Source organism: Pseudomonas sp. MD330_10 (assembly GCF_042610415.1).
GTDB lineage: Bacteria > Pseudomonadota > Gammaproteobacteria > Pseudomonadales > Pseudomonadaceae > Aquipseudomonas > Aquipseudomonas rhodesiae.
This window is the reverse complement of record NZ_JBHGZU010000006.1, coordinates 95214-109788: the sequence shown is the minus strand read 5'-3', so window position 1 is coordinate 109788 and position 14575 is coordinate 95214. Positions and strand designations below refer to the sequence as shown.

Below are 14575 nucleotides of genomic sequence, written 5' to 3'. Positions count from 1 at the left end.
CACAGGTTTGCTCAAGGTACGTCAGAACAGGTTGGTAAACAGCCAGTACAGGCTGCCGGACAACACAATCGCCGCCGGCAGTGTCAGTACCCAGGCCATCAGCAAATTGCGGATGGTCTTCATCTGCAAGCCGCCGCCATTGGCGACCATGGTGCCCGCCACGCCGGAGGACAACACATGGGTGGTCGACACCGGCAAGCCATACATGTCTGCCGCGCCGATGGTCAGCATTGCCACGGTTTCCGCCGCGGCGCCCTGGGCGTAGGTCATATGGGTCTTGCCGATCTTTTCACCCACCGTCACCACGATGCGCTTCCAGCCGACCATGGTGCCGAGGCCCAGGGCAATGGCCACGGCGATCTTCACCCACAGCGGAATGAAACGCGTGGAATTGTCGATCTGCTGTTTGAACAGTTGCAGCTTGTCTTGGGTGTCGGCATCGAAGTGACCGACTTTGCCCTTGTCCATCAAGCGGATGGTTTCGCTCGCCAAATACATGTCATTGCGTACGTTGCCGACCGCTTCGGCGGGGACTTTGGCCAGGGAGCCATAGCCTTTGACTTCATCGCCGATATGACCGGTCAGGGCGGCGAGGGCGGGCACCAGTTCCGGGGTGGCTTCCTTGGTGCGCACGTACACCGAGAGCACTCCACGCGGGTCGCCGGTCAGCGGCTGTGGGGCGGATTTGACCAGTGCGGCCTGGGTCACTTCGGCCACCGCCGCAAACTGCAACGATTGCTCGGCGGGCATGGCGCGGTTCAGGGCATAGGCCATCGGCAGGGTGCCGACTAGGATCAGCATGATCAGGCCCATACCTTTCTGGCCATCGTTGGAGCCGTGGGCGAACGACACCCCGGTGCAGGTGGCGATCAGCATGCCGCGGATCCACCACGGCGGCGGAGTGTCGCCTTTGGGCGCCTTGTACAGCGCGCGGTTCTTCACGAAGGCGCGCAGGGCCAGCAACAGCAACGCGGCAAACACAAAGCCGATCAGCGGCGAGAGCAGCAAGGCGTAACCGATCTTGATCGCCTGGCTCCAGTCCACCCCGCTGGTGCCGTCACGCCCGTGCATCAAGGCGTTTGCCACGCCCACGCCGATGATCGAACCGATCAGGGTATGGGACGACGACGCCGGTAAACCCAGCCACCAGGTGCCCAGGTTCCACAGGATCGCCGCGATCAGCAGGGCGAAGATCATGGCGAAACCGGCCTTGGAGCCCACCTGCAGGATCAGCTCCACCGGCAGCAGGGCGATGATGCCGAACGCCACCGCGCCGCTGGAAAGCAACACGCCGAGAAAGTTGAAAAAGCCTGACCACACCACCGCGAAATGCGGCGGCAGCGAATTGGTGTAGATCACCGTGGCCACGGCGTTGGCGGTGTCGTGGAAACCGTTGACGAATTCGAAACCCAGGGCAATCAGCAGTGCCACGCCCAACAGGAGGAAAGGCGTCCAGGTGGTGAGCTGTGCGCCCATTTCATGCATGTCGTGCATCAGGCTATAGGCGGTGAACAGCAAGCCCATGGCGAGCACGGTGAAAAAGATGATCACGGTCAACAGGCTGGGTTTCTTGTCCAGCCGAGGTTTAGGGTCTGCCGTTGCGGTGGACAGCGAGGCAGTCAGGGAAGGGGTGGCCATGCCGGAGCATCCAGATTAAGGAGGATGTCGCCCATGATCATTGCAGAATGTTACAGAGATGCTGCGTCAAGTCATGGTTTAAGCAATTGAGGCCACCGTCGGTCTGTTCCTACGGCGGGATTACTCGTCTCAGTAGTCTTTACGCTTGCGGAATGCCCAGCGCCCGGCAATCAGGGTGAACGTCGCCACCAGCGCCACCAGGATCCAGAAGCCCTCCGGGTCTTGGGAAAGCGGCACGCCGCCCACGTTCATGCCGAAGAAGCCGGCGATGATATTGATCGGCAGCGCCAGCACCGTTACCACGGTGAGGGTGAACAACGTGCGGTTGCTCTGCTCGTTGAGGTTGGCGGCGATTTCTTCCTGTAGCAACTTGATGCGCTCACCCAGGGCCGTCAGGTCGTTGATGATCAGCGCGAACTCCTCGGTGGATTTACGCAGCTCTTTCACGTCTTCCTTCTGCAACCACTGTGGCGGGCGATTAAGCAGGCGCAGCAGCGAGCCCGGCTCCAGCGCCAGCAGGCGTTGCAGGCGCACCAGCACCCGGCGCATGGCGCCCAGTTCGGCGCGGTTGGTAGACAGGCGCGAGGAGAGCAACTGGTCTTCGATATGGTCGACGCTGATGCTGGTTTTGCGCACGATCTGCGTCAGCACCTCGCCTTGATCGCGCAGCAGATGCACCAGCAATTCCAGGGGCGAACGAAAGCGCTCGCCGCCTTTGACCGACGAACGCAACTTGTCCACCGAGTGCAGCGGTTGCAGGCGCGCACTGATCAACAGGCGGCTGCGCGCGCATACCCACAGCGTGGAAATATCCGACGACACCATGCTGCTGAAGTTGAACACCACGTCGTTGACCACGGCCAGCAACGCCGAGTCGACATGTTCGATCCGCGTTGAACGGGAGCCTTCGTGCAACGCCTCAAAAAACTCCTCGGGCAATTGCAGATGCGCTTTCATCCAGCGCTCGCAGGCGGCGTGTGCCAGATTCAGGTGCAGCCATAGGAACTCATCCGGATCGGCCGGTTGCTGCAACGCTTGCAAGGCCGTGGCTGAATCAATCTGTTCGCCTTTTTCACCTGGGCGAAAACGAAAACCGTAGAGCAAGCCAAACAGATCGGAATCTTGGTGGCTGTGGTCGATGCTGTGGTTCATGGGGGCTCGCAGAGAAAGCGCCTGTAGGACGTTTCACAGGTTCGCGTGGGCGAATCATTGCAAGGCTGTATGACGCGGACATTACGGTTTGAAGGCGCCCATAAAAAGCGCCACCCGAAGGTAGCGCGTTTTTAAAGGGGTAGATCAATTGTCTTGCTTGTCTTCCAGCACCGCGCCGGTTTTGGCGTTGAGGGTCACGTCCCACTTTTTACCGGCGGTGTCGGTCATTTCGACCTCGTAGACCAGTACGCCGTTTTTGTGGTCCAGCTCGGTATCGGTGATGCTGGCGCCGGCATGTTTGGCCACGGCGGCGGCGTTGAGTTTTTCGAATGGCATCACTTCGCCGGACTTGAGCAGGCCTTCAATCTGGTCCGGGCGAACGTCCGCCTGGGCCAGGCCGGCGGTCAACGTCAGGGCAGTGGCAGCGAACAGGGCAGTCAGGGTTTTCATGGTGGGCTTCCTTCTCGGTTGAGCTGTTTAAGTGGCGCCAGATTAACCGGCGCAACTTAACTCATCCTTAAAGGCGCACTCAGTACTTATAGTCGTTGAGCAGATCCTGCACGCTCGACGACGGCCAGCGCTTGTAGAACTTCAGCAGTTCGGCGGCGCGGTTGGTGAAGATACCGTCGACGCCGGCCTTCATCACTTTGTCGAAGTCCACGGGCTCATCCACCGTGTAGACGTGGACCAGCAGGCCCTTGTCGTGGGTCAGCTTGTTCATTTCCGGCTTGACCAGGTCGGTGTAGCTCTGGTCGCCCAGGTTGGTCAGCTGAGCCGATGGGCCGGTGCCGATGGCGCCAAGGCTCTTGGCTTGATCCACCCACTTTTCAAATTCGGCGGCGTCCTTGGGTTCTTGCTTGGCGTAATACGCGGCCTTGGTTGGCTCGCCGGATTCGGCAAAGGTCTGCTTGGACTTCGGCTCGATGCTGCCTTCGCCTACCCACAGCAGCAGGATCTTCGGCGTGTTCGGCATTTCCTTTTGCAGTTCTTTGAGGCTGGCGGTTTCAAAGGTTTGCAGCACTACGCGGCCCTTGCCCTGACCCACGCCGGTGTTGCTCTTGCCCAGCTTGGAACCGGCGGAACTCAACCAGCCTTTATCCAGCAGCTTGTTTTTCAGGTCGGCTTCGATGCCAGGGAATTGCTGGGGCTCTTTGGTTTCGATGTACAGCCCGGGTTTGTGCTGCGGGTTGCCCTCGGCGATCTTGATGATGTCGTCCAGGCTGAGGATTTTCAGGCCGACGAACCCCGGCCGCGCGCGGTCCGGGTAGGCAGCGTTGAACCAACTGCCGGCATCGAGGGTTTGCAGTTCTTTCCAGGTGAATTCATTGGCCGGCGCGTCTTTGCGCTCGGGGAACTTGGTGGCCACATCGGTGGTGCGTTGCAGGTTGTTGTCGTGCAGGGCGAACAGTACGCCGTCCTTGCTGCGTTGCAGGTCCAGTTCCAGGTAATCGGCGCCCAGGTCGCGTGCGACTTTGTAAGCGGCGGCAGTGGATTCGGGAGCATCGTAGGACGCGCCACGGTGCGCGATCACGGCGGGGTATGGAATGCCTTCGTTGGTTGCCAATTCAGCCGGGCTGATCGGTTCGGCGGCCTGTGCGTGGCCCAGGCCGAGCATCAGGGCGAGCAGCAAGGCGCTCTTGGTGAACGTGGCAGGCATAGGCGAAGTCCTTTCTTGGAGGTAGCTTTGAGAAGGGCTCCTTTTTAACAATTGATTGCGAACGGCGCTATCACCAAACCGACATTAACGTGCGCTCGCGCCAATTTTCTGCGCATTTTTACCCTGCATTGCAGTACTCTTGCCCGCAGCTGCCCCGTCAGAGGACAGCAACTTCTGCCACGCGTGTAAACCATCTTTCCAGTCCCTGTGGGACTTTTCAGTGAGGTTTAGCATGCGCATCACTTCCGAGCTTATCTGCCAGGCCGCCGACCAACTCAACGGTTTCGTCGGCCTTAACCGCAAAACCGGCCAGTACATCGTGCGTTTCAGCGAAGACTCGTTCGGCATGGACGTGGCCGATGACGGCATTATCCCCTGCGCCGAATTTGTCTGGCTGCCGGCTCCGGGGCAAACCATGACCCTGTCCCGCGAGCGCATTCAGTTGCTGCTCGATCAGAACATCGACGATCGCATCAACATCACCGAACCGCTGCGGGTGTATATGCGCCGGGTGGAAATTCCGCAGATCAGCGCCATGCGCAGTCTGGTGCAGGCCCAGGCTCGCGCCTAAAAGGTGTAGTCCCGTTCTACCTTGCACACCCGCGTGTGAAACGCCGAGTACCAGGTGCTACGCCCTTGCTCACGCACCGCCCGGTGTTCGGCGTGATGTTTCCAGGCCAGGATCGCTGCTTCGCTGGCCCAATACGACACGGTGATCCCCAGGCCGTCCTCTCGCGCTGACTCCACCCCGAGAAACCCCGGTTGTTCACGAGCCAGTTCGAGCATGCGCATGGCGGCCTGGCTGTAGCCTTGATCGCCTTCGGTGCGCAGCGAGGTGAAAATCACCGCGTAGTAGGGCGCCGCCGGTGTGTCAGCGATCATGCCGACACCGCCTGGCAGGCCTTGAGCAGTGCTAGCGCCAGCGGCGGTGGGGTGCCTTTGAGCGCTGCACGTTCGGGCTGGAACAGGGTTGCGACAAAGAACGGATGATCCAGTAGCTCCACCGCGCGCAGGTCCCCGGCCGAATCGTGCCCGGTAGGGATCAGGTCGCCTTCGAATAGGGCCTGGGCGAAGTCCGGGTTCACGCCGTAGCGGCAGCGATAGCCTTCTTCGATCTCCAATTGGCCGTAGGCGTCGGCGATACGGGTGTAGGACGCTAACCGCACGGTATCGGTGGCCTCCACCAACGAGCAACTTAACGGTGTGATCACCACGCGGGCGGCGTGGGGCGCCAGCTCGCCGTGTTCGGCATCGACCCAGCCCAGTACATTGCGGGCATATTCGAGCACGGCATGTTGAAAGCCGCCGCAGGTGCCGAGGAAAGGACGCCGCTGTTCGCGGGCAAAGCGGATGGCATGCAAGGCGCCTTCGGTATCACGGTAGGGGCTGGCGGGCACGCACCAGAAACCGTCGAAGCGGTGCAACTGCGAACCGGCTGTGAGGGTGTCGGTGTCGAGCCACTGCGGATGGACCTGCACGCCGAGGCGGTCGGCAGCCTGTTGCAGCGCGACGGGAATCGCCTGGTGCGCAATCACATCGGGGTTGTAGTCGCCGATCAAGGCGAGGTGCAAGTGCTTGGCTTTCATCGTGGGCGTCCCATGGCTTGTGGTGTCCTGGCGTGCACTATAGATTGGCGCCCACGCAATCAATATTGGCGTTTGAACACATGCTCAATGCAGCGATGCACTATCAGCTCGACTATGCCGACCTCTCTCTGATCCTCGCGCTGGTGCGCGGCGGCAGCCTGGCGCGGGCGGCGGCGCTGCTGCGGGTGGATGTGTCCACGGTGTTCCGCGCCGTGCGGCGACTGGAGGCGGCGCTGGGCCAGACGCTGTTTGAAAAGAGCCGCGCCGGCTACCTGCCCACCGGCCTGGCCAGCAACTTGGCGCAACAGGCCGAACGGGCGGAGCAAGCGTTGGAAGCGGCGCGAATCGGCGTAGAGCAGGGCGGTGAAGTGATCAGCGGCACGGTGCGCCTGACGTGCACCGACTCCGTGCTGCAAGGTTTGCTGCTACCGGCGCTGGCGCAGTTCATGCCGGACTACCCGGCGCTGAGCCTGGAACTGACTACCTCCAATGACTTCGCCAACCTCAGCCGCCGCGATGCCGACATCGCCCTGCGCCTGACGCGCACGCCGCCGGAGCATCTTGTTGGCCGTTGTCTGGGGCGTGTGTCCTACCAAGTCTGCGCCAGCACCGACTATGCAGCCCACCACGCAGGCTGTGAGTTGGCGGAACTGGCCTGGATCGCACCGGATGATTTTCTGCCCGATCACCCCACCGTCGTCTGGCGCCGCCAGCACTTGCCGGGTGTACGCCCCAGCTATCGTTGCAACAGCATGTTGTCGGTCACCGAACTGGTGCGGGCGGGGCTTGGGGTGGCGGCACTGCCGGACTTTCTGCTGGGCAGCGGCCTGCAAGCGCTTGGCCCGGTGCTGACCGGGCATGACACCGCGCTGTGGCTGCTCACGCGCCCCGATTGCCGGGCCTTGCGCTCAGTGGTGACGCTGTTCGATGAGTTGGGAAAACAGGTGCGCTTGCCGCAAGGTTAAGTCTTGCGCACAAAGTGCTCATGCATTTCGCACGTCAGGCTGTCGATGTGCTCCGAGAGCTGCTTGGTGATTTCCGTCAGCCGGGTGTTCTGCTCCAGCAATTCCAGTAGCTGCTTGGTGGTTTGCTCGGCTTGGGCCTGGCGCTCGCTGTTGGCAATGGCCAAGGCTTCGCGGTGTTGGGCGTCGGCATCGGACTGGGCCTTGTCCCGTGCGGCCTGGCGCGTCTGGGCCAGCAGGATCAACGGTGCGGCATAAGCTGACTGCAGGCTGAAAGCCAGGTTGAGCAGGATAAATGGGTAGACGTCGAAGTGGGTGATACCACTTACGTTGAGGGCCACCCACAGGATCACGATCAGGGTTTGTGCACCGAGAAACGCGGGGGTGCCGAAGAACCGCGCAAACGCTTCGGCTTTGAGTGCGAAGGCGTCGTTACCGAACGTCGGCGCCAGGTGGGCGTGGCCTCGGTGGAAACGCAGGTGGTCGACAGGTTTTTTTTGAGGGGCATCTGGGGTCATGGCAGGCTCGGATCATCAACGGTGAGACAGTGGTTCACTATAGCTCTGGCCGACTGTCTACTGCATGAATGATCCGAGCCCCGGCTCAGTGAGCCCCCCGCACGTTGGCAAACGCACTCACTGCCTGCACCGCCTCGCTGGTGCCCTCACGGATCTGCACGATCACCGCGCCGGCGCGGTTGGCCAGGTCTACCCCCAGCGCCGCACGGTCACGGGTGCCGTCCATGCTGGTGATGGCCTGGCGGGTTTCATTCTGGATCATCGCGATCATGCTGGAGATCTCGGATGTCGAGCCACTGGTGCGCGCCGCCAATTGCCGAACTTCATCGGCGACCACAGCGAACCCGCGTCCTTGCTCACCGGCCCGGGCCGCCTCGATGGCGGCATTGAGCGCGAGCAAGTTGGTCTGGTCGGCGATCGCGCGAATGGTGTTGACGATGGCGGTGATCTGTTCGGAGCGCTCGCCCAATTTGGCGATCAAGTGCGAAGAACCGTCGATATCGACGGCAATGTCGCGCATCCCGCTGGCACTTTGCTGAATCACCTCGGCGCCTTTTTCGGCAATGTCCCGTGTGGTCATGGAGATGTGATAGGCCTGGGTCGCGCTGGCGGCATCGGCGGCGTGCTGCTGCACTCTGGCCGTTACGTCCGAGGCGAATTTGACGATTTTGCACAGGCGCCCGCCTGCGTCGTAGACCGGGTTGTAACTGGCTTCGAGCCATACGGTGTTGCCGTGTTTATCCACGCGTTCGAACTGCCCGCTGAACAGTTCGCCCTGGTTCAGGCGCCGCCAGAAATCGCTGTAAGCCTGGGTGCCGGCGGTGTTCGGGGCGCAGAAAATACGGTGATGCTGGCCCTGGATCTGCGCCAGGCTATAACCCATGCGTTGCAGGAAGTTTGTATTGGCTGTGATTACCGTGCCGTCCAGGTTGAACTCGATCACTGCCATGGCCCGACCGATGGCTTCGAGTTTGCCGTTGGATTCGCTTTCGCTTTGCAGGCGCGGGGTGACGTCCATGGCGTACTTGACCACTTTGATCAGGCGGCCGGTGTCATCGCATACTGGGTTGTAGCTGGCCTCCAGCCACACCGACTGGCCGTCGCCAGCCACCCGTTCGAACGTGCCGGACTGGAACTGGCCGCTGCGTAGGTTCGTCCACAACTGGGCGTATTCGGCGCTGCGGGCGAATGCGGTGGTGCAAAACATTCGATGGGGTTGGCCCAGCACTTGGTCGGCTCGGTAGCGCAAGGTTTTGAGAAAGTTGTCGTTGGCCCGCAGCACTTGGCCTTGCGGGTCGAACTCGATCACTGCCATGGAGCGTTCCATGGCGTTCAGCAGGCTGTTCTGTTGATTGAGGGTGTGTTGCAGGGTGTCGATCGTTTTCTTATGAGTGTTGAAAAACATGATGGTGTGCTCGAGCAAGCAAGCGTCTGAGGTTATCCGTGGTTATGCGCCTGCCCCCGTAAGGCATAGGCCCTACGGCTGACGTGCTCATTGCCAGCCTCCGTGTGCTGGCAGTGTGGGTGGAACAACCGGTTCAGAGTGATCAGCCCGACCAGAAGTTCGTTCCAAGGACAGGACCTTTGTTAGGCGGCCGACCAGTAATGGCATTATGGTATCTCTGCGGGAAAGCGCGGATATTTCGGACGAGATGTCATTGCGCCACTATCAGGCCGAGCGCGCTAGCCTGTCGGTGTTGGTGCAGACCCGGTTGCGGCCGGTGTGTTTGGCGGCATACAGGGCACGGTCTGCCGCATTCAGCCAACTGGCTGCATCGTCGTAGACCGGCTGGAAATCCGCCAGGCCGATGCTCAGGCTGACCTTAAGCTCCGGAAGGTGAGGGATGCGATAGTTGCAGAAGGTTTCCCGCAGGCGTTCCATGCGCTGCGCTGCCTTTTCCAGTGACATTTGCGGAAGGATCACACAGAACTCATCGCCTCCATATCGCCCGGCCAGGTCGTTATCCCGCAGGTTGCGCCGTAGCTCCAGGCTCAATTGCCGCAGCACCGTGTCGCCGACGATATGGCCGTGGGTGTCGTTGATTTGCTTGAAGTGATCGATATCGATCAGCGCGATGGTGGCGTGGCTTTTCTGATGCTGGCACTTGTGGAACTTGAGGTTCAGCAAGTCTTTCCAGGAACCGTGATTGAGCAGCTCCGTGAGGCTGTCGATACGGCTCAGGGCGCTGAGCGTGCGTTTGTGGTCCGACAGTTTTATCGCCAACTGATAGCAGACCATGCCGATAGCCATGGGGTAGAGCGTCAGCATCGGCAGGCAGGCATACACCTCTATCAGCCTGACATTGAGGTTCAGTTGCACGCCAAACAACACCCAGGCCAATCCTGCTCCGAACAATTGGGCCAGCAGCCCGCCTAGCAACAAACGCTGGCCGCCGGCGGCCACGTTGTTCATGGCTACCATCGACAGCAGGGTGACGCTGGTCAACGGCGTAAATTGCAGCGTTGCGGTCCAAAACCCGCTGAACAGGGCATCAAACAGCAGGTTGCGCCGTTCAGCGTTGTAGGGAAACTTGGCCCGGATAGCCAGTTGATACGCCACATGAGGCCAGACAAAACCATTGACCAGCAGCACCGCCCAGACCCACGCAGGCATCCCCAGCGGGTAGAGCGCGGCGGTCACACTGAGGCAGCACATGGCCGCGCCGATGATTCTTGGCTTGTAAATACGCCTGGCAAACGAGATCCCTTTGCCTTGTCGGTTTTCCATAGATACCTGGGTTAGCTGATTTTTTTGTAGATATAAAGGCACGCATTCTGGGGAATTACCGTTGATCGGATAACTCCCGTGAATATTGTCAATTATTCAGGTAGGAATAATCAGTGTCCTTCCAGGCCATTTGCGCAAAAAGGATGGCAGATGCGTCAAAAGCGACCAGGAATGTCGCTGTTGCAACAGTCGTTATGGCTGTGTGCTGGGCTTGATTTCGTAGCCGGCCAGAAACAGGTCGATGGCGGACTCAATCACGCGGGCCTGGGTGGCCGCGTCGAGGGTGGGTTGGCCCAGCGTAATCTGCGGCCAGAATGCAAACGCCTTGAGCAGGCTCTGGATCTGGTGAGCGGCAAAGGCCGGGTCGTTGCCGGATAGCCGCCCGTCTTCTTGAGCCGCGCGGACCCATTGGGTAAAGCCTTCTTCCCGTTGGCTCAAACGCGTGACCATATCCTGCGCGCGTTCTGGCGAATGGATCGTGGCGGCAATGGCAACTCGGGCCAGGTCGAGAAAGTTGTTATCCGACATCATCTTCATCTTCGCCTCCAACAACCCGCGCAACTGTTCGCGCAACGGGCGGTCGCTGCTGTAGCAGACGTCTAACTGCGCGACCGTGCTGGCCCAGAGTTGATGAAGTATCTCGGCGAACAATTCTTCTTTGCTCGGGAAATGGTTGTAGACCGTGCGTTTAGAGACCCCGGCAGTGGCGGCGATCTTGTCCATGCTGGTGACCTCGAAACCGTTTTCGCGAAATTCGCTGATCGCCGCGCTCACGATGGCTTCGCGTTTGCGGTCGGTAAGACGTTGAGGGGCAGTCATGGTTGGCGGTCGGCTCTCAGGAGGGAAATTACACTCGGTAGTTTACTTGCTACGGGTTTTGTTGCAATCTTGAAACTACACTGTGCAGTGTAGTTTATGAGCGGACTGTAGGAGTCACTCTGTCATGGCCATGATTTCATCCCGTGTCGTCCCTTCAGCCAAACCCGCCGAGCAGGGTAAAGGCGCTTTCAGCAACGAAGCCCCCGTGCAGCATGGCGGTTTCGGCAAAACGTTGCGTATTTTCTGGAACATGCTGTTTAACAAACCCCGCACAACGCGGCCGGTAGGGGCTATACCCGTCGAACCGCTGACCCGCGACCAGTTATGGAATGCGCCGGACCACAGTGTGTTTCGCCTGGGACATTCCACCGTGCTGTTGAAAATGCGCGGCAAGTTCTGGGTGACCGACCCGGTCTTCGCCGAACGCGCTTCCCCATTCAGTTGGGCCGGCCCCCAGCGTTTCCACCAACCGCCGATTAGTCTGGATGAACTGCCTGACCTTGAAGCGGTGATTCTTTCCCACAACCACTACGACCATCTGGACCGCAATGCTGTCATCCAACTGGCCGACAAAACCCGGCATTTCCTCGCGCCGCTGGGCGTGGGCGACATCTTGGTCAAGTGGGGGGTAGATGCCAGCAAAGTGCGTCAATTGGACTGGTGGCAGGGCACCGAGGTGGATGGCATTCGTTTTGTCGCCACCCCCGCCCAACATTTTTCCGGGCGCGGCCTGTTCGATGCCAACCACACCCTGTGGTGTTCATGGGTCATGATCGACGGCTCACGGCGAATTTTTTTCAGCGGCGACACAGGCTACTTCGACGGCTTCAAACGTATCGGTGAACACTACGGCCCCTTCGATCTGACACTGATGGAAACCGGTGCGTACAACGTCGACTGGCCCCATGTTCACATGCAGCCCGAGCAAACCCTGCAGGCCCACATCGACCTCAAAGGCCGTTGGCTGCTGCCGATCCACAACGGCACCTTCGATCTGGCGTTCCATGCCTGGCACGAACCCTTTGATCGCATCATGGCATTAGCGTGGGAGCGAAATGTGTCGATTGCAACGCCACCAATGGGACGGGCATTCAGTTTGAATCAGCCAGAGCGTGGGCATGCCTGGTGGCTGGACGTGGAAACCCATGGTGCTCGGGAGCATCTGGCGAGCTGACGAAAGTGTCGTCGAAAAAGGAGTTTTCAAGCTGTTTCAAGGCTGCGACAGGTGCCAGTCAAGGGTGCGATCATCCCCCGGAAAATCATCGCAGGGGGCCATCCGATGGAAAAGGATTACAGGAAACCGTGTTCAAAAACAGTCGTTTGCCCAGTGTCGTCACTGGGGCTGGTGCAGGGCGAATCGACAAAACCCGCCTGCGGTCCGCCTCAGGTCTCCACTGACGCTGGAGGCGCAAAAAAGGGTATTGCTTTCGATACAGCCCCCCAAGCTCGTATTCACCTGGAAAGTCATATGCCGATTCCCGGTTTCAGCGCGCCCAGCCTGCCTGCAAAACCCATGCGGGATCCGTCGCTGTCACTCATCGCGTTAAGCGGCGTGGACCCTACCGAGCCGGTGATGGTGGAAGTGCCATTGGTGCAAAACGACACCACCCGCACGGTTACCTCATTTTTGGCTGGCAAGCGTGTAGGGTTTGCCGACCGCTACCAGCAGGGCGATGCCCACGCCTCCATCGAGCACTCCGCATCCTTCATGCGCGCACTGGAGAGGCTGCGCCGGGGAGAGGCGTTGCTGTTTCCAGTGTCGGCACAGCGGTTGGACGCCAGCCTGCAATTCGACCTGCATACCCGCAATGAAATCGATGACCTGATGAACCAATACCGTCTGGATGCCCTGGTGTCGGACAGCCGCAGCGGGGCATTCCATGCGGCTTGCTGGACTGGCTACCCCAAGGTGGGCGAACCCCTCGAAGATGGGGCCACGTTATGGTTTTACGGCGCGCGATGGTCCAGGGACTCTCTGGCGGCGCTGGCACAGGCCTATCGCAACGCCGCTCGGCTGACATCTTCATAACCGCCGTAGGCACGGAATAGGCTGAGTGGCTAAGCTCCATTGGCGTGAGGCGTGGTCGAGTCCATGGCTGCCGCGGTGGAGCCCATCAGCCGTGCAATCATGCTCTGGGCGGCGGGTTCGGTGGGGCTGGCGGCCCACTTGCGAGCGGTCATACCCCATCCCGGTGCGAAGCCCGGGAAGAATACCAACCCTTCAGCCTCCAGCCGAAACGCCAACGCCAGGCGGGTTTCGTCATCGGCCTCGACGTGCTGCTCAAAGCGTTGCACGGCGTCGACCGTCACACCTGCCTGGCGTGCCAGCTCTTCCCGGCTCCAGCCCAACATGGCGCGGGCCTGCACGCAGTGCTTGGCGGTGAATTGGTGCAGCAGGATCTGTTGGTCTACGAAAGAACTGATTGCCAGAGAGGACATGGAATTTCTCCAGGGTTCGACGAGTGAAGGCAAACTATACTGTGTTTTTGTACAGTTGTTTTGACCGCTCATCAACTTGTGCCGTCTCTTGGCGTTGAGCCACCTGCTATTGCACCCCTGGCGCCTCGCGAATGATCAGGTGGTCCAGGTTCTCGATATCCGCGCTGAACACCCCGAACGTCTGTTCGGGGTTTTTCTTGCTCGGCACCTGTTTCAACTCCGGGGTCACGCCGTAAAAGAAGCAATATAGCGTGCGTTCACTGTCGACAGCCGCTTTGATCTGCTCCAGGAATGCCTTGCGTTTGCGATAGTTCTCGATGAGTTTTTTGCTCAGATAGACATTCACCGAATAGGGTTTCTTGTCCAGCCATACCTTCTTTTCGAAGTCGATGCGAAAGCTGTTGGTGTAGTCCTTGATCTCTTTGATCTTGCCCCAGTAAATCAGGCCCTTGTTGTCTTGCAAGTATTCGATTTTCTTGAAAAACGTCCAGTAGGTCGCGGTGTGATCGCCGATCTTCAACGGCATGCTTTTCAGCTTGTCCTTGTTGTCGATGTTCGACACATAGCACTCCACCGGATGGGCGAACACGCTGGTTTTGTCCGGTGCGCTTTCGTGGGAGCTGGCGGGGGAGCCTACGCGTGTTGAAGGCGACTTCGTCGGATCTTGTGGGATCTTCTCTTCGTGACCGGGCAGTGCGGGGTTGCGTGGGTAAGTACGTCGCGTCAGTACAAATTCTGATGGGAAATTGTCCTCTCGCTCGTCGTCGCTTTCGCCGGCAGCGCCCTTGTGCGTGCTGGCGTAACGGCAACCGTCGATATGCTGGGTGGCCGGGGTGTTTTTGAAATGTGGCGTGCGCAGGTAGTTGACGTTTTTCGCGTTGAAGGTGGTCAGCACGTTGCTCGCTTGGAACGCAGCGCGGCACACGTCGTTGGGGCACAGAAAGCTGTCCTTGTCAGAATCGAAGGCGACGGTTTCGTCGAAATTCAGCTCGCGCACATCATAGATCGATAGCTTTTCGTCGAGACTCAGGCAGTAGGCCGTGTCGAATTTCATGGGGCTCGGGTCCGTGAGAAAG

At 59.8% G+C, this 14575-nt stretch carries 15 protein-coding genes and 2 pseudogenes; 4 read left to right on the top strand and 13 right to left on the bottom strand.

Translation table 11 applies throughout. The features are described 5' to 3' along the window. Positions 1–21: 21 nt before the first annotated feature. From ACFZPT_RS11660 to ACFZPT_RS11645, 4 genes are all read right to left on the bottom strand, one after another. Positions 22–1638, bottom strand: coding sequence for an inorganic phosphate transporter (locus ACFZPT_RS11660; protein ID WP_034114949.1), 1617 nt, complete (start codon positions 1636–1638; stop codon positions 22–24). Between the two features lie 129 nt (positions 1639–1767). Further along, complete coding sequence (locus ACFZPT_RS11655) at positions 1768–2790, bottom strand: transporter (protein ID WP_034100005.1); 1023 nt, start codon at positions 2788–2790, stop codon at positions 1768–1770. Positions 2791–2934: 144 nt separating this feature from the next. Next, positions 2935–3240 (bottom strand): PepSY domain-containing protein, encoded by a 306-nt coding sequence (locus ACFZPT_RS11650; protein WP_034100004.1) that lies wholly within the window; start codon positions 3238–3240, stop codon positions 2935–2937. A gap of 79 nt (positions 3241–3319) precedes the next feature. Further along, a complete protein-coding gene (locus ACFZPT_RS11645; RefSeq protein ID WP_034114948.1) occupies positions 3320–4447 on the bottom strand; it encodes a glycerophosphodiester phosphodiesterase in 1128 nt (375 codons plus the stop codon). Positions 4448–4679: 232 nt separating this feature from the next. Between ACFZPT_RS11645 and ACFZPT_RS11640 the strand changes: the two genes are divergently transcribed. Then, complete coding sequence (locus tag ACFZPT_RS11640) at positions 4680–5018, top strand: DUF2025 family protein (protein WP_034100001.1); 339 nt, start codon at positions 4680–4682, stop codon at positions 5016–5018. Here ACFZPT_RS11640 and ACFZPT_RS11635 read toward each other — a convergent pair. Both ACFZPT_RS11635 and ACFZPT_RS11630 read right to left on the bottom strand, forming a co-directional pair. After that, entirely contained in the window at positions 5015–5329 is a 315-nt protein-coding gene (locus ACFZPT_RS11635; protein WP_034099998.1) for an antibiotic biosynthesis monooxygenase, read from the bottom strand. The two genes, ACFZPT_RS11640 and ACFZPT_RS11635, sit on opposite strands and share 4 nt — an antisense overlap. Then, the gene (locus ACFZPT_RS11630) at positions 5326–6033 is read right to left on the bottom strand and encodes a CTP synthase (RefSeq protein ID WP_034114947.1); all 708 of its coding nucleotides are present in this window, start codon (positions 6031–6033) and stop codon (positions 5326–5328) included. The genes ACFZPT_RS11635 and ACFZPT_RS11630 overlap by 4 nt, the downstream gene beginning before the upstream one ends. A gap of 80 nt (positions 6034–6113) precedes the next feature. Here ACFZPT_RS11630 and ACFZPT_RS11625 point away from each other — a divergent pair, with 80 nt between their 5' ends. Beyond that, positions 6114–6998, top strand: coding sequence for a LysR family transcriptional regulator (locus ACFZPT_RS11625; RefSeq protein WP_034114946.1), 885 nt, complete (start codon positions 6114–6116; stop codon positions 6996–6998). Here the strand turns inward: ACFZPT_RS11625 and ACFZPT_RS11620 are convergent. From ACFZPT_RS11620 to ACFZPT_RS11600, 5 genes and pseudogenes are all read right to left on the bottom strand, one after another. Further along, positions 6995–7513 (bottom strand): DUF1003 domain-containing protein, encoded by a 519-nt coding sequence (locus tag ACFZPT_RS11620; RefSeq protein ID WP_034099993.1) that lies wholly within the window; start codon positions 7511–7513, stop codon positions 6995–6997. The genes ACFZPT_RS11625 and ACFZPT_RS11620 overlap by 4 nt on opposite strands. An 85-nt stretch (positions 7514–7598) precedes the next feature. Further along, positions 7599–8036: pseudogene (locus ACFZPT_RS11615) on the bottom strand (methyl-accepting chemotaxis protein); the annotation flags it as partial. A 111-nt stretch (positions 8037–8147) separates the two neighbouring features. Then, positions 8148–8840: pseudogene (locus ACFZPT_RS11610) on the bottom strand (PAS domain-containing protein); the annotation flags it as partial. Positions 8841–9182: 342 nt separating this feature from the next. Then, positions 9183–10241: a diguanylate cyclase gene (locus ACFZPT_RS11605; RefSeq protein WP_034114944.1), complete on the bottom strand. Its 1059-nt coding sequence runs from the start codon at positions 10239–10241 to the stop codon at positions 9183–9185. Between the two features lie 192 nt (positions 10242–10433). After that, positions 10434–11060 (bottom strand): TetR/AcrR family transcriptional regulator, encoded by a 627-nt coding sequence (locus tag ACFZPT_RS11600; RefSeq protein WP_034114943.1) that lies wholly within the window; start codon positions 11058–11060, stop codon positions 10434–10436. Positions 11061–11184: 124 nt separating this feature from the next. Between ACFZPT_RS11600 and ACFZPT_RS11595 the strand changes: the two genes are divergently transcribed. Together ACFZPT_RS11595 and ACFZPT_RS11590 are read left to right on the top strand one after the other, a co-directional pair. Next, positions 11185–12234 carry an MBL fold metallo-hydrolase gene (locus ACFZPT_RS11595; protein WP_034099986.1) on the top strand — a complete coding sequence of 350 codons (1050 nt, stop codon included), beginning with the start codon at positions 11185–11187 and terminating at the stop codon, positions 12232–12234. A gap of 294 nt (positions 12235–12528) precedes the next feature. Then, positions 12529–13089 (top strand): hypothetical protein, encoded by a 561-nt coding sequence (locus ACFZPT_RS11590; protein WP_256593260.1) that lies wholly within the window; start codon positions 12529–12531, stop codon positions 13087–13089. A 29-nt stretch (positions 13090–13118) separates the two neighbouring features. Here ACFZPT_RS11590 and ACFZPT_RS11585 read toward each other — a convergent pair whose 3' ends face one another. Continuing rightward, positions 13119–13499 (bottom strand): helix-turn-helix transcriptional regulator, encoded by a 381-nt coding sequence (locus ACFZPT_RS11585; protein WP_034099984.1) that lies wholly within the window; start codon positions 13497–13499, stop codon positions 13119–13121. 106 nt (positions 13500–13605) lie between these two features. After that, positions 13606–14553, bottom strand: coding sequence for a hypothetical protein (locus ACFZPT_RS11580; RefSeq protein WP_034099982.1), 948 nt, complete (start codon positions 14551–14553; stop codon positions 13606–13608). Between the last annotated feature and the right edge of the window lie 22 nt (positions 14554–14575).